This is a genomic window from Stenotrophomonas maltophilia group sp. Smal32 (assembly GCF_030237085.1).
Taxonomy (GTDB): domain Bacteria; phylum Pseudomonadota; class Gammaproteobacteria; order Xanthomonadales; family Xanthomonadaceae; genus Stenotrophomonas; species Stenotrophomonas maltophilia_Q.
The window spans coordinates 1-16,000 of the sequence record NZ_JASJSI010000005.1; the positions used below are offsets into that span (position 1 = coordinate 1).

The 16,000-nt window shown below is 63.5% G+C and carries 25 protein-coding genes; 24 read left to right on the top strand and 1 reads right to left on the bottom strand.

The window, feature by feature from the left end:
• Positions 1-408: 408 nt before the first annotated feature.
• From QRO91_RS01960 to QRO91_RS02045, 19 genes are all read left to right on the top strand, one after another.
• Positions 409-795, top strand: a complete 387-nt coding sequence (locus QRO91_RS01960; RefSeq protein WP_197650369.1) for a hypothetical protein — start codon at positions 409-411, stop codon at positions 793-795.
• Between the two features lie 102 nt (positions 796-897).
• The gene (locus QRO91_RS01965) at positions 898-1,563 is read left to right on the top strand and encodes a glycoside hydrolase family 19 protein (RefSeq protein ID WP_285310214.1); all 666 of its coding nucleotides are present in this window, start codon (positions 898-900) and stop codon (positions 1,561-1,563) included.
• Positions 1,560-1,886, top strand: coding sequence for a hypothetical protein (locus QRO91_RS01970; protein ID WP_053462892.1), 327 nt, complete (start codon positions 1,560-1,562; stop codon positions 1,884-1,886). Before QRO91_RS01965 ends, QRO91_RS01970 begins: the two co-directional genes overlap by 4 nt.
• Entirely contained in the window at positions 1,883-2,098 is a 216-nt protein-coding gene (locus QRO91_RS01975) for a hypothetical protein (RefSeq protein ID WP_043034789.1), read from the top strand. The genes QRO91_RS01970 and QRO91_RS01975 overlap by 4 nt, the downstream gene beginning before the upstream one ends.
• A gap of 1 nt (position 2,099) precedes the next feature.
• Positions 2,100-2,576: a hypothetical protein gene (locus QRO91_RS01980; protein ID WP_285310215.1), complete on the top strand. Its 477-nt coding sequence runs from the start codon at positions 2,100-2,102 to the stop codon at positions 2,574-2,576.
• Positions 2,573-2,773 carry a hypothetical protein gene (locus QRO91_RS01985; protein WP_197650366.1) on the top strand — a complete coding sequence of 67 codons (201 nt, stop codon included), beginning with the start codon at positions 2,573-2,575 and terminating at the stop codon, positions 2,771-2,773. The genes QRO91_RS01980 and QRO91_RS01985 overlap by 4 nt, the downstream gene beginning before the upstream one ends.
• 128 nt (positions 2,774-2,901) lie before the next feature.
• On the top strand, positions 2,902-3,099 hold the full coding sequence (locus QRO91_RS22530; RefSeq protein ID WP_197650365.1) for an HNH endonuclease: 198 nt from the start codon (positions 2,902-2,904) through the stop codon (positions 3,097-3,099).
• A 145-nt stretch (positions 3,100-3,244) separates the two neighbouring features.
• Complete coding sequence (locus tag QRO91_RS01990) at positions 3,245-3,670, top strand: hypothetical protein (RefSeq protein ID WP_197644492.1); 426 nt, start codon at positions 3,245-3,247, stop codon at positions 3,668-3,670.
• Positions 3,603-5,351, top strand: coding sequence for a terminase large subunit (locus QRO91_RS01995; RefSeq protein WP_197650364.1), 1,749 nt, complete (start codon positions 3,603-3,605; stop codon positions 5,349-5,351). Before QRO91_RS01990 ends, QRO91_RS01995 begins: the two co-directional genes overlap by 68 nt.
• A complete protein-coding gene (locus tag QRO91_RS02000) occupies positions 5,348-6,637 on the top strand; it encodes a phage portal protein (protein ID WP_197650363.1) in 1,290 nt (429 codons plus the stop codon). Before QRO91_RS01995 ends, QRO91_RS02000 begins: the two co-directional genes overlap by 4 nt.
• A gap of 3 nt (positions 6,638-6,640) precedes the next feature.
• Positions 6,641-7,507, top strand: coding sequence for a head maturation protease, ClpP-related (locus QRO91_RS02005; protein ID WP_197650362.1), 867 nt, complete (start codon positions 6,641-6,643; stop codon positions 7,505-7,507).
• An 11-nt stretch (positions 7,508-7,518) separates the two neighbouring features.
• Complete coding sequence (locus tag QRO91_RS02010; RefSeq protein ID WP_285310216.1) at positions 7,519-8,730, top strand: phage major capsid protein; 1,212 nt, start codon at positions 7,519-7,521, stop codon at positions 8,728-8,730.
• 54 nt (positions 8,731-8,784) lie between these two features.
• Positions 8,785-9,144, top strand: coding sequence for a hypothetical protein (locus QRO91_RS02015; protein WP_197650360.1), 360 nt, complete (start codon positions 8,785-8,787; stop codon positions 9,142-9,144).
• Positions 9,145-9,147: 3 nt separating this feature from the next.
• A complete protein-coding gene (locus tag QRO91_RS02020; protein ID WP_197650359.1) occupies positions 9,148-9,492 on the top strand; it encodes a head-tail connector protein in 345 nt (114 codons plus the stop codon).
• Between the two features lies 1 nt (position 9,493).
• On the top strand, positions 9,494-9,832 hold the full coding sequence (locus QRO91_RS02025; RefSeq protein ID WP_197650358.1) for a phage head closure protein: 339 nt from the start codon (positions 9,494-9,496) through the stop codon (positions 9,830-9,832).
• Positions 9,833-9,837: 5 nt separating this feature from the next.
• The gene (locus QRO91_RS02030) at positions 9,838-10,326 is read left to right on the top strand and encodes a hypothetical protein (RefSeq protein WP_197650357.1); all 489 of its coding nucleotides are present in this window, start codon (positions 9,838-9,840) and stop codon (positions 10,324-10,326) included.
• Positions 10,326-10,688: a DUF3168 domain-containing protein gene (locus tag QRO91_RS02035; RefSeq protein ID WP_119007729.1), complete on the top strand. Its 363-nt coding sequence runs from the start codon at positions 10,326-10,328 to the stop codon at positions 10,686-10,688. Before QRO91_RS02030 ends, QRO91_RS02035 begins: the two co-directional genes overlap by 1 nt.
• A gap of 62 nt (positions 10,689-10,750) precedes the next feature.
• Entirely contained in the window at positions 10,751-11,254 is a 504-nt protein-coding gene (locus QRO91_RS02040) for a phage tail tube protein (protein WP_119007730.1), read from the top strand.
• A gap of 83 nt (positions 11,255-11,337) precedes the next feature.
• Positions 11,338-11,694 (top strand): phage tail assembly chaperone family protein, TAC, encoded by a 357-nt coding sequence (locus tag QRO91_RS02045; protein WP_197650356.1) that lies wholly within the window; start codon positions 11,338-11,340, stop codon positions 11,692-11,694.
• Here the strand turns inward: QRO91_RS02045 and QRO91_RS02050 are convergent.
• Entirely contained in the window at positions 11,691-11,960 is a 270-nt protein-coding gene (locus QRO91_RS02050) for a hypothetical protein (RefSeq protein ID WP_197650355.1), read from the bottom strand. The genes QRO91_RS02045 and QRO91_RS02050 overlap by 4 nt on opposite strands.
• On the opposite strand from QRO91_RS02050, the gene QRO91_RS02055 reads away from it, so the two are divergent.
• From QRO91_RS02055 to QRO91_RS02075, 5 genes are read left to right on the top strand one after another with little or no spacing between them, the layout of a single operon-like run.
• Entirely contained in the window at positions 11,959-14,133 is a 2,175-nt protein-coding gene (locus tag QRO91_RS02055; protein ID WP_197650354.1) for a hypothetical protein, read from the top strand. The genes QRO91_RS02050 and QRO91_RS02055 overlap by 2 nt on opposite strands.
• A complete protein-coding gene (locus QRO91_RS02060; RefSeq protein WP_197650353.1) occupies positions 14,126-14,461 on the top strand; it encodes a phage tail protein in 336 nt (111 codons plus the stop codon). Before QRO91_RS02055 ends, QRO91_RS02060 begins: the two co-directional genes overlap by 8 nt.
• A 9-nt stretch (positions 14,462-14,470) precedes the next feature.
• Positions 14,471-14,920, top strand: a complete 450-nt coding sequence (locus tag QRO91_RS02065) for a hypothetical protein (protein WP_197650352.1) — start codon at positions 14,471-14,473, stop codon at positions 14,918-14,920.
• 2 nt (positions 14,921-14,922) lie between these two features.
• Positions 14,923-15,294 carry a hypothetical protein gene (locus QRO91_RS02070; protein WP_197650351.1) on the top strand — a complete coding sequence of 124 codons (372 nt, stop codon included), beginning with the start codon at positions 14,923-14,925 and terminating at the stop codon, positions 15,292-15,294.
• The gene (locus QRO91_RS02075) at positions 15,291-15,986 is read left to right on the top strand and encodes a phage minor tail protein L (protein ID WP_197650350.1); all 696 of its coding nucleotides are present in this window, start codon (positions 15,291-15,293) and stop codon (positions 15,984-15,986) included. The genes QRO91_RS02070 and QRO91_RS02075 overlap by 4 nt, the downstream gene beginning before the upstream one ends.
• Positions 15,987-16,000 lie beyond the last annotated feature (14 nt).

Below are 16,000 nucleotides of genomic sequence, written 5' to 3' on the forward strand. Positions count from 1 at the left end.
CGCCATTCGCAGGCATTCTTGAACAAGATCGCCAGACGTCTCAACGAAAGACCTCGTAAGACCTTGGGCTTCCAGACGCCAGCCGCTAAGCTGAGCCAAGCCGTTGCGTCGACGGGTTGAACTCACCATGACCTTTTGTTGTATCGACGGCTTGAGAATGGTCGGGTAGTTTGCCTATCCCTTGATGAGGAAGGCCACTTCGGGCCAGAAAGGGAAATCAGCATCCACGAGGCATGGTTGGCTAAGCCGAGAATTGACGAGTATCTCGGACTCGTACAGCTCACCTTCAATGACTGGGAGAGTTTCGCTCTCGAGCGGCGCTATCGATGGGGACGAATCCGAATCCGCCTATTACGTTTGATCAGAGCAGCGCGTTCCAAGTTGGACCGTTACAGGAAGAAGACTGCTGTGGAGCGCTATACCGTGCTCAACACCGTCAGAAGCCTGCGAGTTGGAGATAGGCAGCCAACGGCTTGGGATGTAGCTAGCCGGCTGCTGGGGCAATTCTGGGCCGACAATGTCGACGCGTTTGACCGGCTTGATCAGGTAGAGGCCATGCTGGATGCATTGGAGGAGTTGGGTGAAGTGAAGAAGAACGGTGTGCGCTACTTGGTGACAGGGAAGGGGATTGCAAGTTTGTCCCAGTACGAAGAGGAGGAGCGGAAGCACCGCGAGTCGATGAAGAACCAAAATGCTATCCGTTGGCTCACGGTGATTATGGCCATCGCAGCGCTGTTGCAGGCGAGGGTGATCAACGTGCCTGCTCTGCTCAACATCAAGGCATGGCCTTGGTGAAGTGCGGGGTTGATACCCCCGCACTTTTCCCGCTATTTTTCTACCATCGCGCACGACCTAACCCCGGCCACCCAGCCGGGGTTTTTCATTTCCGGAACCGCCATGATCCTGACCGCCTCGACAATCCAGCAGGCGGTGGGCTGCAGTGCCGCCGTCGCCGCCCAGTGGGCCCAGCCCCTGACTGACGCCTGCACGGCGTTTGGCATTAGCACACCGAAGCGGGTGGCAGCCTTCCTGGCGCAGGTCGGTCACGAGTCGGCGAGCCTGACCCGCACCGTCGAGAACCTGAACTACGGTGCGCAGGGCATGGCCGATACCTGGCCCAGCCGCTACGCCGTTGACCCCAGGGCCAAGCCGAGGAAGCCGAACGACCTGGCGCGCGCGCTGGAGCGGAAGCCGGTTGCGATCGGCAACAACGCTTACGCCAATCGGCTTGGCAACGGCTCGGAGTCGAGTGGCGATGGCTACCGCTATCGCGGCCGTGGTCCCATCCAGAACACGGGCCGGGCCAACTACGCGGCCATCCGCGACGCTCTCCGTGCGAAGGGCATCAAGGGCGTGCCTGACTTCGAGGCCAGACCCGAGGAACTGGAGCAGCCGAAATGGGGTGCCCTGGCCGCCGGAGCATTCTGGGATGCCCGATCCCTGAACAAGCTGGCGGATGCCAGCCGTTTCGATGAGATCACCGAGCGAATCAACGGTGGGCAGACCGGCGCGGCTGACCGAAGGGCACGCTACGCCCGCGCGCTGAAGGCGCTGGCCGCATGACGCCGAAGAAGAAGGGCGCCAAGTTGTCGCCGGTCAACCAGCTGCAGGGCGTGCTGGTGGTGCTGGAGAGTCAGAAAGCCAAAAGCCCCACGGCGGAGCTATTGCTGGCAATCCGCGAGATGGTCAGCGATGCGCTGGCCGTCCTGCAGGAGCCTGATCCGACCAAGCAGCGAATCGCATTCGTGCTGCTGGCAGTTCAGCAGTCCACTCAGGTGGCCATCAAGGAGGTGCGCGGCAAGCGCCTCACGCGCGTGACCATCATCGACCAGCAGCTCTACCACTGGGCGCTGGAGGAAATTCATTCACTGGCAGGTGCCGCATGACCTTCGCGACCCGCAACATAGGCGCCGCTCGCGTCGGCATTGCCGTGCTGGTGCTGTTCCTGCTTGGGATGGCCATGGCCGCCCTGATCGCAGTGGCCATTCCGCCGGAGAACAAGGACTCGTTCGGCATGCTGATCGGTGGCTTGAACAACGCGACCGGCATGGTTATCGGCTACTTCTTCGGCATGACCCGCAAGGGCCCGGGAGCCTGAGATGAACCGAATTGCTATCTACCTTCTGGTGTTCGTCGCCTGGTCTGCTGGCATGTTCGGCGCAGGCTGGGCCTGGCGCGGTGACCGGGCTGAGACAGTGGAAGCCCGGCAGCTGGCCGGCGCCAGCGCCGCCCAGGTCGAGCAGATCACCCAGACCCGTGCCGTAGAGCACAGCCACGCCGAGGCGCTGGCCACCATCGGAGCCAAGCATGAAGAAGACCGCACCGCGGCCACGGCCGTCCCTGCTGCTGTTGTTGCTGGCGTGCGCGATGGCAGCCTCCAGCTGCGCGACGACCTCGCCACCTGCAACACCGCTCGCCTGTCCCAGGCTGTCGCCGGCACCATCGAACGTGATGCGCACGCCCAACTACGAGCAGAGGTTGCGGGAGCTGTTGTTCAAGTCGGCCGAGACGCAGACGACCACATCCGTGCCAGCCAAGCCGTCATCGCAGCAGACCGTGCCGAGGTGACGCGATGAGCCTGCACGACCTGCTGCGCCGGATCGAGCTGCAGCAGGAAGAGCAGCGCCAGGCCACCGCCAGGCTTGAAGGGAAGGTTGATGCATTGTTGGCCGCGCTGGCAGCTGAGGGCGAGGAAGAGCAGGACGAGGTAGCCCGCAGCCTGGACGGTGAGCTGGTGCCAGGCGAGCGCGACCAGTCGCAGAGCCTGGGCTGATGGCAAGCTACCCTCGTCGACATAGACCGATGCCGCAGCTGGCTCCGGTACACGTCGCGCAAGCACCGCAGGAGAACTACGGCAAAGGCCGAGGCGGAAGGCCGTGGCGTCGCAAGCGCGATGCAGTGATGGCACGTGACCTGTACCTCTGTCAGCCATGCCGTGCAGCCGGTCGCATCCGCCAGGCAGAAGAGGTTGACCACGTTGTGCCGCAGGCTGAAGGTGGCACGGATGCGCTGGATAACCTGCAGGCGATCTGCTGCGAGTGCCACGGCACCAAGACCAAGGCAGAGGCGGCACGAGGCGCGAATCGTTCTCATCCGTAGCTGTCGAAGCGATGAATGCGATCGATTCTCATCAAGCGCTCCGGGGGGGGAGGGGAAAATGTTCGAAGCGTTCCCCTCGGACACCGGCCGCTCAGTCGTTTTTTTGCACCGTCAATTCGGAAAATTCAGTTTTTGAGGCCCGTCTATGTCCCGCCCCCGCAAGCCGACAGCGCTGAAGGTGGTGGCCGGCACCGACCGGCCCGACCGCGAAGCTCCTGCCGCCACCGAACTCCCTCTGGTGTCCGATGTACCACCGGCACCGGACTGGATGCCCAACGCACACGCACGTAAGGAATGGGAGCGCCTAGCTCCGATCCTCCACGCAAACAAGCTCCTGACCGAGGCCGGGCTGTCGGCGCTCGGCCAGCTCTGCGCTCTTCATGGAAAAACCGTCCAGCTGTACGCCGCCGGCGAGGCGCCGGTTGCATCGATGGTTGCCCAGCTGCGTGGACTGATGAACGACTTCGGCCTGACGCCAGTGGCGCAGGGAAAGGTGAAACCGAATGGCGACACGGAAAAGCCGAGCAACGCGTTCTCCGCGCTCGGAAAGCCCCGCGCCGCCGGAAAATGACTACGTCGATGTCGCGATCGGGTATGCGAAAGCGGCTGCGGCAGATAGGGGAGGGAGGTTCGGCCGGCTGATCAAGCTGGCAGCGAAACGGTTCCTGGACGATCTGAAGCGCGCAAAGAAGAAGGGGGCGCCCTTCTCCTTCTCGCGCGATCACGCCAATCACGCCTGCAGCTGGATCGAATTGCTCCCGCACGTGGAAGGCAAGTGGGAGACGCCGGAGATCCGGCTACACCCATCGCACGTCTGGTTCGTGGTTCAGCTGTTCGGGTTCCGCAAGCCCGATGGAACCCGACGCTTCACGTCCGCACTGTTCGCGGTCGCGCGCAAGAACGCGAAGTCGACGCTGTCGGCCGCCATCTTGCTTTACTGCGAATGCTGTGAAGAGGAAGAGGGTGCGCAGGTCATTTCCGCGGCTACCACTGGCAGCCAGGCGCGCATCATCTTCAACGTGGCCAAGCGGATGGCCGAGAAGAAGGCCGATCTGAGGGAGGCCTACGGGCTGGAGTGCTGGGCCAATGCGATCAGCCGGGTCGAGACCGGCGCGACGTTCAAACCGATCAACGCGAAGGCATCGACGCAGGACGGCCTTAACCCGTCCCACGTCGGTCTCGACGAGATCCATGCGCACAAGACCCCCGATCTGCTGAACGTATTGCAGTCGGCCGCCGGTGCGCGCCGGAATCCTCTGTGGTTGTTCACGACCACAGAGGGATACGCGAATCCTGGTCCATGGTCAGAGATTCGGCAGTTCGCCACGCAGCTGCTGGAAGGGGTGTTCGGCGACGCAGCAGACCACTTCTTGGCCATCTTCTTCGCTGTGGACAAGGAGGACGGGGACTTCGACGAGAAGGCCTGGCACAAGGCCAACCCGTTGATGGACGTGAACCCCCATCTGCTGGCGGCAATCAGGAAGGAGTCGATCGAGGCGAAGGCGATGCCTTCGAAGCTCGCTGAGTTCCAGATCAAGCGGCTGAACCGACCTGCCGCAGCGGCAAACGGTTTCATCCTGCTGCCGAAGTGGAATGCCTGCCATGGCGTAGTCGATCTTGATGCACTGAAGGACGTTCCATGCTGGGGTGGACTTGACCTTGCCAGCACGCGCGACCTTGCATCGCTGCGGCTGGTCTGGCGCTTGGATGACAAGATCATCACCTGGGGACGGCGCTGGGTGCCCGAGTCCGCGGTGGCACAGCGCACCGAGCGCGGCACTGTCCCGTACGCGGGGTGGGTCGCAGCCGGGCTGCTGGAGCAGACTGAGGGCGAGGTCACCGACTACGCGGTGATTGAGCAGGCGGTTCTGGACGTGCACGAGCGCTTCAACCTGCAGTCGCTTGCGTTTGATCGCTGGAACGCGACCGAGATGGTCAGCCGGCTGGTAGCCGCAGAGGTTCCGCTGGTTGAGTTCATCCAAGGGACGAAGTCCTACCACCCCGCGATGGTCGAGCTGGAGCGCGCCTACATCGGAAAGCGGCTGGTGCACGACGGCGACCCTGTGTTGGCCTGGTGCGCGGCCAACCTGGTCGCTCGCAAGGACGTAAACCTGAACATGGCGCCGGACAAGCGCCGGTCCGCCGACAAGATCGACGACATGACCGCGTTGCTGATGGCCCTCGGTGTGAGTCTGACCACCAGCACCGAGCAGCCGATCGATGATTTCCTCAATAGCCCGGTGATCGGATGAAAATGATGAAGAAGCCAGGGCGCCTGCGCGCTGCAGCGCTTAAGTGGCTCGGCGTCCCGATCCATCTTACTGACAGCGACTTCTGGGCGGAGTTCTTTGGATCGAGCTCGGCGGCCGGTGTGCCGGTGAATCATCAAACCGTGCTGAAGCTTTCGGCCGTCTGGTCCTGTGTTCGGTTGATATCGGAGACTATTTCGACGCTCCCGCTCTCGATGTACGAGAAGACGAGTAGCGGTAAGAGAGTGGCGAGCCAGCACCCGCTGCAGTTCATCATTCACGATCAGCCAAATGCAGACACGACCGCAGCTGTACATTGGGAGGCGAGCGTGGCGGCCATGTTGCTTCGCGGTAACGCGCGCTGCGAAAAGCTGATGATGGGCGGCCGGTTGGTGGGCCTCCAGTTCCTGCATCCTGATCGGCTGACCTGGTTTCGGCGCGACGGGGTCAAGGTGTGGAGGTATACCGACGAGAACGGCCTCCAGCGGGAGATCCCGAACGATCGCATTTGGGGGATACCCGGGTTCTCCCTGGACGGTGTGGAGGGCGTCTCTGTCATTGGTTACGGTGCAGAGGTATTCGGCGCCGCCATCGGCGCTGACATGGCGGCAAGCTCAACGTTCTCCAAGGGGCTGATGCCGACCACTGCTATTTCCTACCCGAGCACGCTTAAGCCCGAACAGCGAAAAGAGGCGAGGGAAACCCTGGAAACGCTCAGTGGGGCCGTGAATGCTGGGAGACCAGTCATTCTGGAAGCGGGGTCTGATATCAAGACGATTGGTATCAACCCGGCCGACGCCCAGCTGCTCGAATCACGCGCGTTTTCGGTAGAGGAGATCTGTCGCTGGTTCCGTGTTCCTCCGTTCATGGTTGGCCACGCCGAGAAGTCGACCAGCTGGGGCACCGGAATCGAGCAGCAGATGATCGGTTTTCTGACATTCACGCTTGGACCTTGGCTTCGCCGGATTGAACAGGCGATCAGCAAGGACCTTCTGACGCCCTCAGAGCGCACCCGGTTTTACCCCAAGTTCGCAGTCGAAGGGCTTCTGCGCGCCGACAGCGCTGGGCGCGCTTCCTTCTACGCGGCCATGGTGAACAACGGCATCCTGACCCGCGACGAAGTGCGCGAGCTAGAGGATCGCGAACCTATGGGTGGAAACGCCGCGGTGCTGACGGTGCAGACCGCTCTCGCGCCGCTGGACAAGCTTGGCTTGGCCGAAGACGGCAATGCTGCCCGCGCATCGATGCGCGCATTTCTCGGCGTTCCCGACGCCACCAGCAAGGAGTAATCGATGACCATCCGTGCAACCCCGGGCGTTCCCAGAGGACGGCCGCAGATGGATGTGCGCAGCTACATCGCGCCGGCGGCCTTTGATCGTTGGGATTCCAGCATCCGCGCTACAGCTGATGAGCAGGACGACCGGACCATCGGCATCTACGACGTGATCGGCGAGGACTGGTGGACCGGTGGCGGCTTCACGGCGAAGCGCATGTCTGCGGCCCTGCGCTCGCTTGGTAAGGGGCCGGTCACCGTCGCCATCAACTCGCCGGGCGGCGACATGTTCGAGGGCTTGGCCATGTACTCGATGCTTCGCGAGCATCCTGGCGAGGTCACCGTAAAGGTGATGGGAATTGCTGCGTCGGCTGCTTCGATCGTCGGTATGGCCGGTGACAAGATCCAGATCGCCAGGGCTGGATTCTTGATGATCCATAACTGCTGGCTTCTGGCGGCCGGCAACCGTCACGAGCTTCGCGAGATCGCAGACCAGCTCGAGCCATTCGACTTGGCCATGGCCGACGTGTACGCAGCCAGGACCGGCGAAGACGTCAAAGCCATGCAAAAGCTGATGGATCGAGAGTCGTACATCGGCGGCAGTGCTGCCGTTTCCCAAGGCTTCGCCGATTCGCTGCTCGATTCCGATGAGATTGGCAAGGCCGACGACGGCAAGAACGCCTCTGCGGTGCGCCGTATGGAGGCCGCCCTGCGGGCCTCTGGCATGCCCAAGTCGGAGGCGATGCGGCTGATCAGCCAGTTCAAGTCCAGCGCGGGTGATCCCGCTGGCAGCGGTGAGGGCGAGCCCACCGAACACGGTCAGCGCGACGCTGCCGGCTTCACGACTACTGCGGCGCTTGCCGCCAACCTCACCACCATCCTGTAAGGAGAGCCTCAATGGCCCAGATCGACGACGACATCAAGAACATCAACGCCAGCCTCGGGCAGGTGAATGAGCAGCTGAAGAAGCACGCTGAGCAGGCCAAGGCCGATATCAACGCGCATGCGAAGCTGTCCGAAGAAACCAAGGCTAAGGTCGACCAGCTGCTGGTCACCCAGGGCGAGCTGCAGGCCAACCTGCAGGCTGCCCAGCAGGTCATCGCCAAGCTGGAGCAGGGCGGCGGCGTGCCGGCCAAGGCGCTGACCATCGGCGAAGTGGTTGCCGCGTCCGATGCCTGCAAGAATTTCAACCCGGGCATGCAGGGCAGTTTCACCGTCAAGGCGGCTATCACCCGCGACGACGCCTCGGCCGGCACTCTGATCCAGCCCCAGCGCGTTCCGGGCATCGTGGCGACCCCGAACCAGCGCCTGTTCCTGCGCGACCTGCTGACCTGGGGCACCACCACCTCGGACAGCATCGAATACGTGCGCGAGACCGGATTCACCAACAACGCCGACGTGGTGGCCGAGAATCCGACCAATCCGAAGCCGGAGTCGGATCTGGCGTTCGAGCTGGACTCGGCCAAGATCACCACCATCGCCCACTGGATCCGCGCGTCCAAGCAGGTGCTGCGTGATGCGGGCCAGCTGCAGGCCTACATCAATGGCCGCCTGATGTACGGCCTGAAGCTGAAGGAAGAAGCGCAGCTGCTGAAGGGTTCGGGCGTCGGCCTGAACATCAATGGCCTCTACACCCAGGCCACGGCCTATGCGAACCCGGGTGTGACCGTGCAGAACGAGACGGCCATTGATCGTCTGCGCATTGCCATGCTGCAGGTGACCCTGGCCTCGTACGAAGCCGATGGCATCGTGCTGAACCCGATCGATTGGACCACCATCGAGCTGTCGAAGACCACCGAGAACGCCTACCTGTTCGCCACGCCGCGTGGCCTGGCTGTCCCCGGTCTGTGGGCGCGCCCGGTCGTGGCAACCAAGGCCATGGATCTGGGCGACTTCCTGACCGGTGCTTTCAAGATGGGTGCTCAGGGCTGGGACCGCGAGCAGGCGAACATCACGGTCTCCAACCAGGACCGCGACAACTTCGTCAAGAACATGGTCACCATCCTCTGCGAAGAGGACGTGGGCCTGACCGTCTTCCGCCCCGAGGCATTCGTGAAGGGTGGCTTCGACGGCCTGCCGGTCACCGACGGTGCTGGCGCCGGCGGCTGATACCACGTGTCGCCCGGTATGGCCGGGCGCTACCCCTGACGAAGGACTCAGATAATGGCCAAGGTCATTGCACTCACCTCGTTCGAACACCACGGAAGCCGTAGTCGCGGCGCTGAGTTCGATGTATCCACCCAACACGCCGACTTGCTGGTCAAGCGCGGCCTCGTGAAGCTGGCTGGCCAGACTGCCGCTGCCGGTGCTGGCCATTCCCCGGCGACTGGCGAGACCAAGGATGGTGCTCAGCTCGTCCGCCAGAAGGCTGCCGATGCGATCGTGGCTATCGCGGCGGTGACCGACCTCGAACTGCTGGCCGCTGCGCTGGAAGCTGAGACTGCCAAGGGTGAGAAGGCCCGCGCTACGGTGGTCGAGGCCATCGAAACTGCCATCAAGGCCGCAACGCCGGCGCAGGCCTGAGCCATGCAGCTGATCACCATCGAGCAGGCCCGGCAGCACTGCCGGGCCGATAGCGCCGACGACGCGATGCTGGAGTTGTATGGTGGTGCGGCCGAGGGCGCTGCACAGCAGTTCCTCAATCGCTGTGTTTTCCCTGACGCCGGCTCAATGGCCGCTGCTGTGCTGGCCGGCACTGCCGGGATCGACCCCATGCTGGTCAACGACTCAATCAGGGCGGCCATCCTGCTGATGCTGGGGCACCTGTACCGCACGCGTGAAGACGTACAAGGCAGCGACGGGGCGACGGTCCAAGTCCCGATGGGCGCCCATAGCCTGCTATGGCCTTATCGAATCGGCCTCGGGGTCTGACATGAGCCTGCCGGCAGGAAGGCTCCGCCACCGCGTGCTGATCCAGCAGCAGGTGACTACCAGAGACTGCGATGGTGTCGAGCAGACGGCGTGGGTCGACGTGGCCACCGTATGGGCATCTGTCGAGCCGCTGTCCGCCCGCGAGTTCATCCAGTCCGGTCAGACCCAATCGGCGGTAACGGCGCGCATCACCATGCGTCACCGCGATGGACTGTTGCCGTCGATGCGCCTGATCCACCGCGGCGAGATCTTCAACATTGCAGGCCTGCTGCCCGACAAGGTGTCTGGGCTGGAGTACATCACGATCCCGGTTTCGGCCGGCGTCAACGACGGGCAGTAGTGGACATGAAAGTCGAGTTCAACATCACCGGCATCCCTGGGATCATCCGCACGCTGAGCAGCCTCCCGGCCGAGGTCGTGAGCAAGAAGGGCGGGCCGGTGAAGTTGGCGCTGGCCAAAGGCGCGAGGTTTCTTCGTGACAAGGAGCGTCAGAACCTGCAGGCGGTGCTCGAACCGGGCGATGAGTCCACCGGCCTGTTGGCGCAGAACATCATCGCGACGCGCGGAAAGGCGCCCAGCGACGGCAACGGCGAGCGCTACCTGGTCCGGATCAAGCGCAGGATGTACCCGGGCCGCAAGGGGGAGCAGGTCAGCACCCTGAAGTCGGCGCAGCTGAAGGAGTACGGGTCTGTGCACCAGCCCGCGCGCTCTTTCATCCGTCGAACGGTGAACGAGCGTGGCGAGGAAACGATCAACCTTGTGGTCGGAGACCTGACCGTGCGGATTGATCGCCTGGTGACCAAGCTGGCCCAGCAGAACCGGGGAGGCCGCTGATGTTCCCGAAGGTGTTCCGGACCATACACACGCCGGCTGTCGAGGCGATCGTCGGTGACCGAATCGGCCGGCACGGGTTCGTCAAACAGACGGAGAAGAGGCCCTACATCACTTGGCAGATCATTTCTGGTCAGCCCTTCGACAATCTCAGCAGCGCGCCAACCGGTGATTTCACAACGGTGCAGATCGACTGCTACTGCGGTGGCGATAACGCCGACGGTCAAGTGGAGGCGTTGGCAACCGCCGTGAGGGCTGCACTGGACGCGGACCTGATCTGCAATCGACTGGTGGTCAACAACCGCGACCCTGACACCGGGCTTTTCCGGGTCGGCATGGAGGCCGACTTCATCGACCAGCGCTGAGCCGCTGGCATCACCCCAACGACCGCCGCGAGGCGGTTTTTCTTTGACCAGAGGACTTTGCAATGACCGAGGGCGTCATCAAAACCCAGGGGTCCGAGCTCTTCACCGTGGACAAGCTGAGTTCCAGCGTCGCCTCGGTCCTGAAGTTCGAGTGCCCGACTGGCATCACCGGCCTGGGCGGCGCTGCCGACCAGATCGAATCCACCTGCCTGAGCACTGTTGGTGACAAGGAGTTCGAGGGCGGCCTGGGCAATCCGGGGCAGGTAAGCGTCCCGTTCAACTTCATCCCGCGCAGCCAGTCGCACCAGATCTTGTTCGATCTGAAGGAATCGCGCGAGGTCATCGACTGGCTGATCGGCCTGAGCGACGGCGTAGCTGCGCCCACCCTGGGCACCGGCGATGCCTTGGTGCCCCCGGCATCGCCCCTGCGCACCTCGATCGGCTTCCGTGGCTACGTCGCGGACCTGAACATCGACATCGCCACCAACGAGATCGTGCGCGGCACGCTGACGATCCAGCGCAGTGGCAGCGTCGTCCCCCACTGGAACGGGCCGTACTCGGCCTGACGGCTCACGCATAGACTTTCCGGGTGTCCGGCTCTGCGCGCCCAGCCGTCGCGTACCCGGCGCCCACCTACTGAGAACGGCTGATGGACAAGAGCAAGATCCTGACGAGCAACGCCCCCGTCGCGCGCGAGGTGAAGTTCAGCGACGGTACGACCGAGACCGTGCACTTCCGCCAGGTCAGCGCCGGCCAGATGCGCCGCTGGCGCGCGGCTGAAGCTTCCGGCAACGAAGACGAGACCTGCTTTGCGATGCAGCGCCTGGTGGCGGCCAGCCTGTGCGACGCCGACGGGACGCTGGTCCTGAGCGAGGCCGAGTCGCAGAACCTGACGGCGAACGGCCTCACCGACCTGTTCCCCCACGTCATGGCCGTGGCCGGGATCGGTGAAGACGCAAAAAAGTCATTGCCGAGCGTGGGCGCGAGTACTTCAGCTGCATCCTAGGCCTCGCGCTCGGCAAAACGCTCGGGGAGATCGACGATCTGCCCGAGCCTGAATTCCAGCGATGGCTGGCCTTCTATCAGCTGTACCCCTTCGACGATCTGCATCGCTACCACCGCCCAGCTGCGCTTATCGGCGCCAGTTTCGGCGGGTCGATCCAGAAGAACCTCGACTTCCTGCAGCCGAATCCGGTTGCCCATGAGTTCCCCGATGCCGACCTGCGAACCCTCGCAGCATTCGGCCTGAAACCCCCGAGAGGCTGATCGCATGGCAACTGCCGGCTCCATCGTCATCGACCTGTTGATGAAAACCGGGTCGTTCGTGACGGACACCCAGCGGGCCGAGAAGTCCATGAAGTCGATGGAGCGGACCGCGGCCGGCGTCAGCAAGGGCATCGTCGCCGGATTCACTGCCATCGGCAGCGTAATCGGCGGTGCCATCGCTGCATTCGCGAGCGTGGACGCGGCGATCACCGGCCTGAGCAATGCGATCAATGCTGCCGACCGCATCGACGAACTGTCCGCCAGGTTCAGTATCTCGACGGAGACGCTGTCGGGGTGGGGCTACGCCGCCAAGATGACTGGATCGGACCTGGAAGGTCTGGTCGGCATCATTCCCAAGTTCAGCAAGAACATCGCGGATGCGTCGAAGGCCGGCAGCGACGCGGACAAGACGTTCAAGGCGCTTGGGATCTCGGTCAAGGACCAGGCCGGTAACCTTCGGAGCTTCGAAGACCTGCTTCCCGAGGTGCAGAATCGGTTCGCTGGCATCAGCAACGAGACCACGAAGACCGCGCTGGCGATGCAGCTTTTCGGCAAGTCGGGCGCGGAATTCCTGGAGTTCCTCAGTCTCGGCGCCGATGGCATGCGGACCATGGAGGAACGGGCGCGTTCGCTCGGCATCGTCATCGACTCGGACACCGCAGGGGCTGCGGCCGAGTTCAACGACCGCCTGGACGACCTGCGCGCCGCAACGCAGGGTTGGTTCACCCAGCTGGCCAGCGAGTTGTTGCCGACGCTGACTGACTTGACCACGCAGCTGGTGGACGTCGCCAAGGAGGGCGGCGGCGTCCGCGATGTCGCTCACGGGATCGCCACGGCGTTCCGCGAGATCGGCAAGGCGGCTGAGATCTTCGGGGTGGTCGAGGACTGGCTGGATCGGCTGCGGGGCGGCCTGGTGGCGGTGGAGAAGCAGGGCAACGCAGTCATCAAGCTGGCCACCGGCCAGTACAGCGGCCTGTTCGGATCGCAGGGAGGCGGATGGGACGCCTTCGCCAAGGACTACATGGCCGGCACCGCCTATGCCGACAAGGGCTGGGCTGCGATGCAGGGCGGCGGATCCGGCATCCCAGAGGGGGCAAGGAGCGGCCCCCGGGGGCGACGCACCCAAGCCACGGCGGAAGAGATCCAGGCCACCAAGGACCAGACCGAGCAACTGCGCCGGGCAGCGGAGTGGGAAGCAAAGCTCCAGGCGACTTGGGCGGAGGGCGAGAAGAAGAAGTCGGCGGCTGCGACGCAGCAGGACAAGCAGGCCAAGAAGCTGCAGGACTCCTATCGGTCCACCAATGAACAGTTGGAGCGGCAGATCGCCCTGTTCGGCGACAGCTCGGAGCTGAGCCGGGTCAACTACGAGATCCAGTCCGGCGGACTGAAGGGTATCGACGCGGCCGCGCAGTCCGCGCTTCGTTCCAGCGCCTCACTGCTGGACATGCTCGGCAACATCGACGAGGCCGAGTCGATCATGGGCGAGAGCGCCAAGAAGTTCGCCGACGCCTTCGACGGCATGTTCGGTATCGACGACGACACCAGCTCGTCTGTGGAGCAGACCTTCGGGCAGTGGAGCACCTACGCCGACCAGTCCGCCCGAAACATGCAGGATGCCTTCGCCGACTTCCTGTTCGATCCGTTCTCCGAACGCTTGGGCGGGATGGTTCAGAGCTTCGCGAAGACGCTGCAGAAGATGGCTGCCCAGGCGGCGGCTTCGCAGATCTTCCAGATGATCGGCAGCTGGGCCAGCAGCTACAGCGGCACAGGGGCGAGCTGGATCAACGCGGTCGGCAGTGCGATCGGCGGCATGGCTGGAGGGCGCGCAGGCGGCGGTCCAGTTGCTGCCGGCAGCATGTACAGGGTCGGCGAGGGCGGTCGGCCCGAATTGCTCGACCAGGGCGGGAAGACCTACCTGATCCCTGGCGACGCTGGTTCGGTTCGTCCGATCACCGCAGGCATGCCCGCATCCGCCATTGGAGGCGGTGGCGGGATCACCAACAACTTCAATACCACGATGAACATCTCGTCCGATGGCACCAGCACCACCCAACAGGGCGATGGCAGCGAGGACGCTCGCCGGCTAAATCAGTTCTTCACTTCCAAGATGAACGAGTGGGCCACCCAACAGTCGCGGCCCGGCGGCCTCTTCCATCAGATGAGGGTGAGCAATGGCTGAGGTCTTCACTTGGTGCGTACGCACCGAGATCACAGGCACAGGCGACTTCCTCACCCGTGAGGCCAGGTTCGGAGACGGCTACCGCCAGACCGCTGCCGATGGCCTGAACAACGAAACGCAGTCCTGGCCGATTTCCATCGTCGGACGCGAGTCGAAGGTCGGGCCGGCGCTGTCCTTCCTGCGCGCCCGCAAGGGTGCGGTGTCCTTCCTGTGGACGCCCCCGCTCGGGGCCCAGGGCCTCTACCTGTGCAAGACCTACAACCTCATTCCCCATGGCAATGGCGTTTTCACGCTAAATGCCACGTTCGAACAGACGTTCCAGCCGTAAGGAAATGCCATGGCACAGCAGATTATCGACATTGATACCGTTCAACCAAACGGAAAGCGCGGAGAGCCAGCGCGAAGCATGTCGCAAAAAATAAACGCAAACTGCACTGAGCTCTACACCGGCAAAGTATCCAAAGGTTCCAACGGGTCGTGGCCTGACGCAATTCCATCGGCTTGGAACGCTTGGGAGGGTCCCCGAGTCATTCAGTCATATGCCTCGGGAACTCCGAATACGCCATCCGCGTTCGGCGTCGCGTTGGCATGGGCAAACGTTGCACCTGACGCAAGTGGAAACTTCACGAGGGGCAGTGGTCGATGGATCAACCAGCTCGCGTTCGGCACCAGCAACGATGTGTACTTCAGCCAGTCAATCAACGGTGCGCAGTTCGGTGCCTGGCGCCAGTTCTGGCACTCCGGAAACACAACGGTTGATGCCAACAACTTCATCAAGCGAGCCTGACGATGGACAGCACCTGCGCTACAGCGTTCAACATCCGGCCGGACGGCAGTATCGTCCTCGATGGCGACCACGCGCCCGGGACCAGCATCGGTTGCTCGTTTGAAGATCTGGGCATCGCGTGCACTCGGGTCGGAACCGGCTTGTACCGGGTGACAGGCCCAGGCATCCAACCGGCAGCTGGATGGCGAGCGAGCGTATACCGTGACGAGAACGACGAGCAGACCATTCGTCTGGCCATCCAGCAGGAGACTGATGCGGTGCTCTACTCATGCACCGATCCAGCAACCGGAGCGCCCAAGGACATCGTCTATCTATTGACCGTCCGCGTGACCGTGACGCTCTCCGACGACGGACGGGAGGGTGAGCCGGCATGATCACCGCCGATGCCCAGCAGTTGGAGCCAGGCGGTCGCATTACACTGTTCGAACTGGACGCCAGCAGCTTCGGCGCCGATCAGCTGTTCTTCCACGCGCACCTGCAGTCGGGCGTGATCTGGTGGCAGGGCCAGGAGTACGGGGCCTGGCCGATCGAGGCGACCGGCTTCTCCCGGACCAGCGATCAGCCGCCGAACCCCCGACTTAAGGTCAGCAACATCGACGGCCGCATTACGGCCCTGTGCCTGCTGTTCGACGACCTGGTGGGCGCGCGCGTGATCCGCCGGCAGACGCTGGCCAAGTATCTCGACGCGGCGAACTTCCCCGAGGGGAACCCGACGGCCGACCCGAACGAGCACTTCCTCGACGAGATCTGGTTCATCGAGCGCAAGGTCTCGGAGACGAAGGAGACCGTCGAATTTGAGCTGACTACGGCGATCGACCTCAACGGTGAGCAGCTTCCCGGCCGCCAGGTCATCGCCGGCGTCTGCGGCTGGCTGATCCGGGGTGGTTACCGCGGCCCTTACTGCGGTTACAACGGGCCGGCCGTGGCCGACGCCAACGACGTGCCGACCGCCGACCCCGCACGTGACCAATGCGGGGGCAGGGTGGGGAGCTGCAAGCTTCGCTTCGGTGCCGACAAGCCGCTGCCCTATGGCGGGTTCCCGGCCGCTGGCCTGCTGCGCACGTAGTACGATCTCCCACG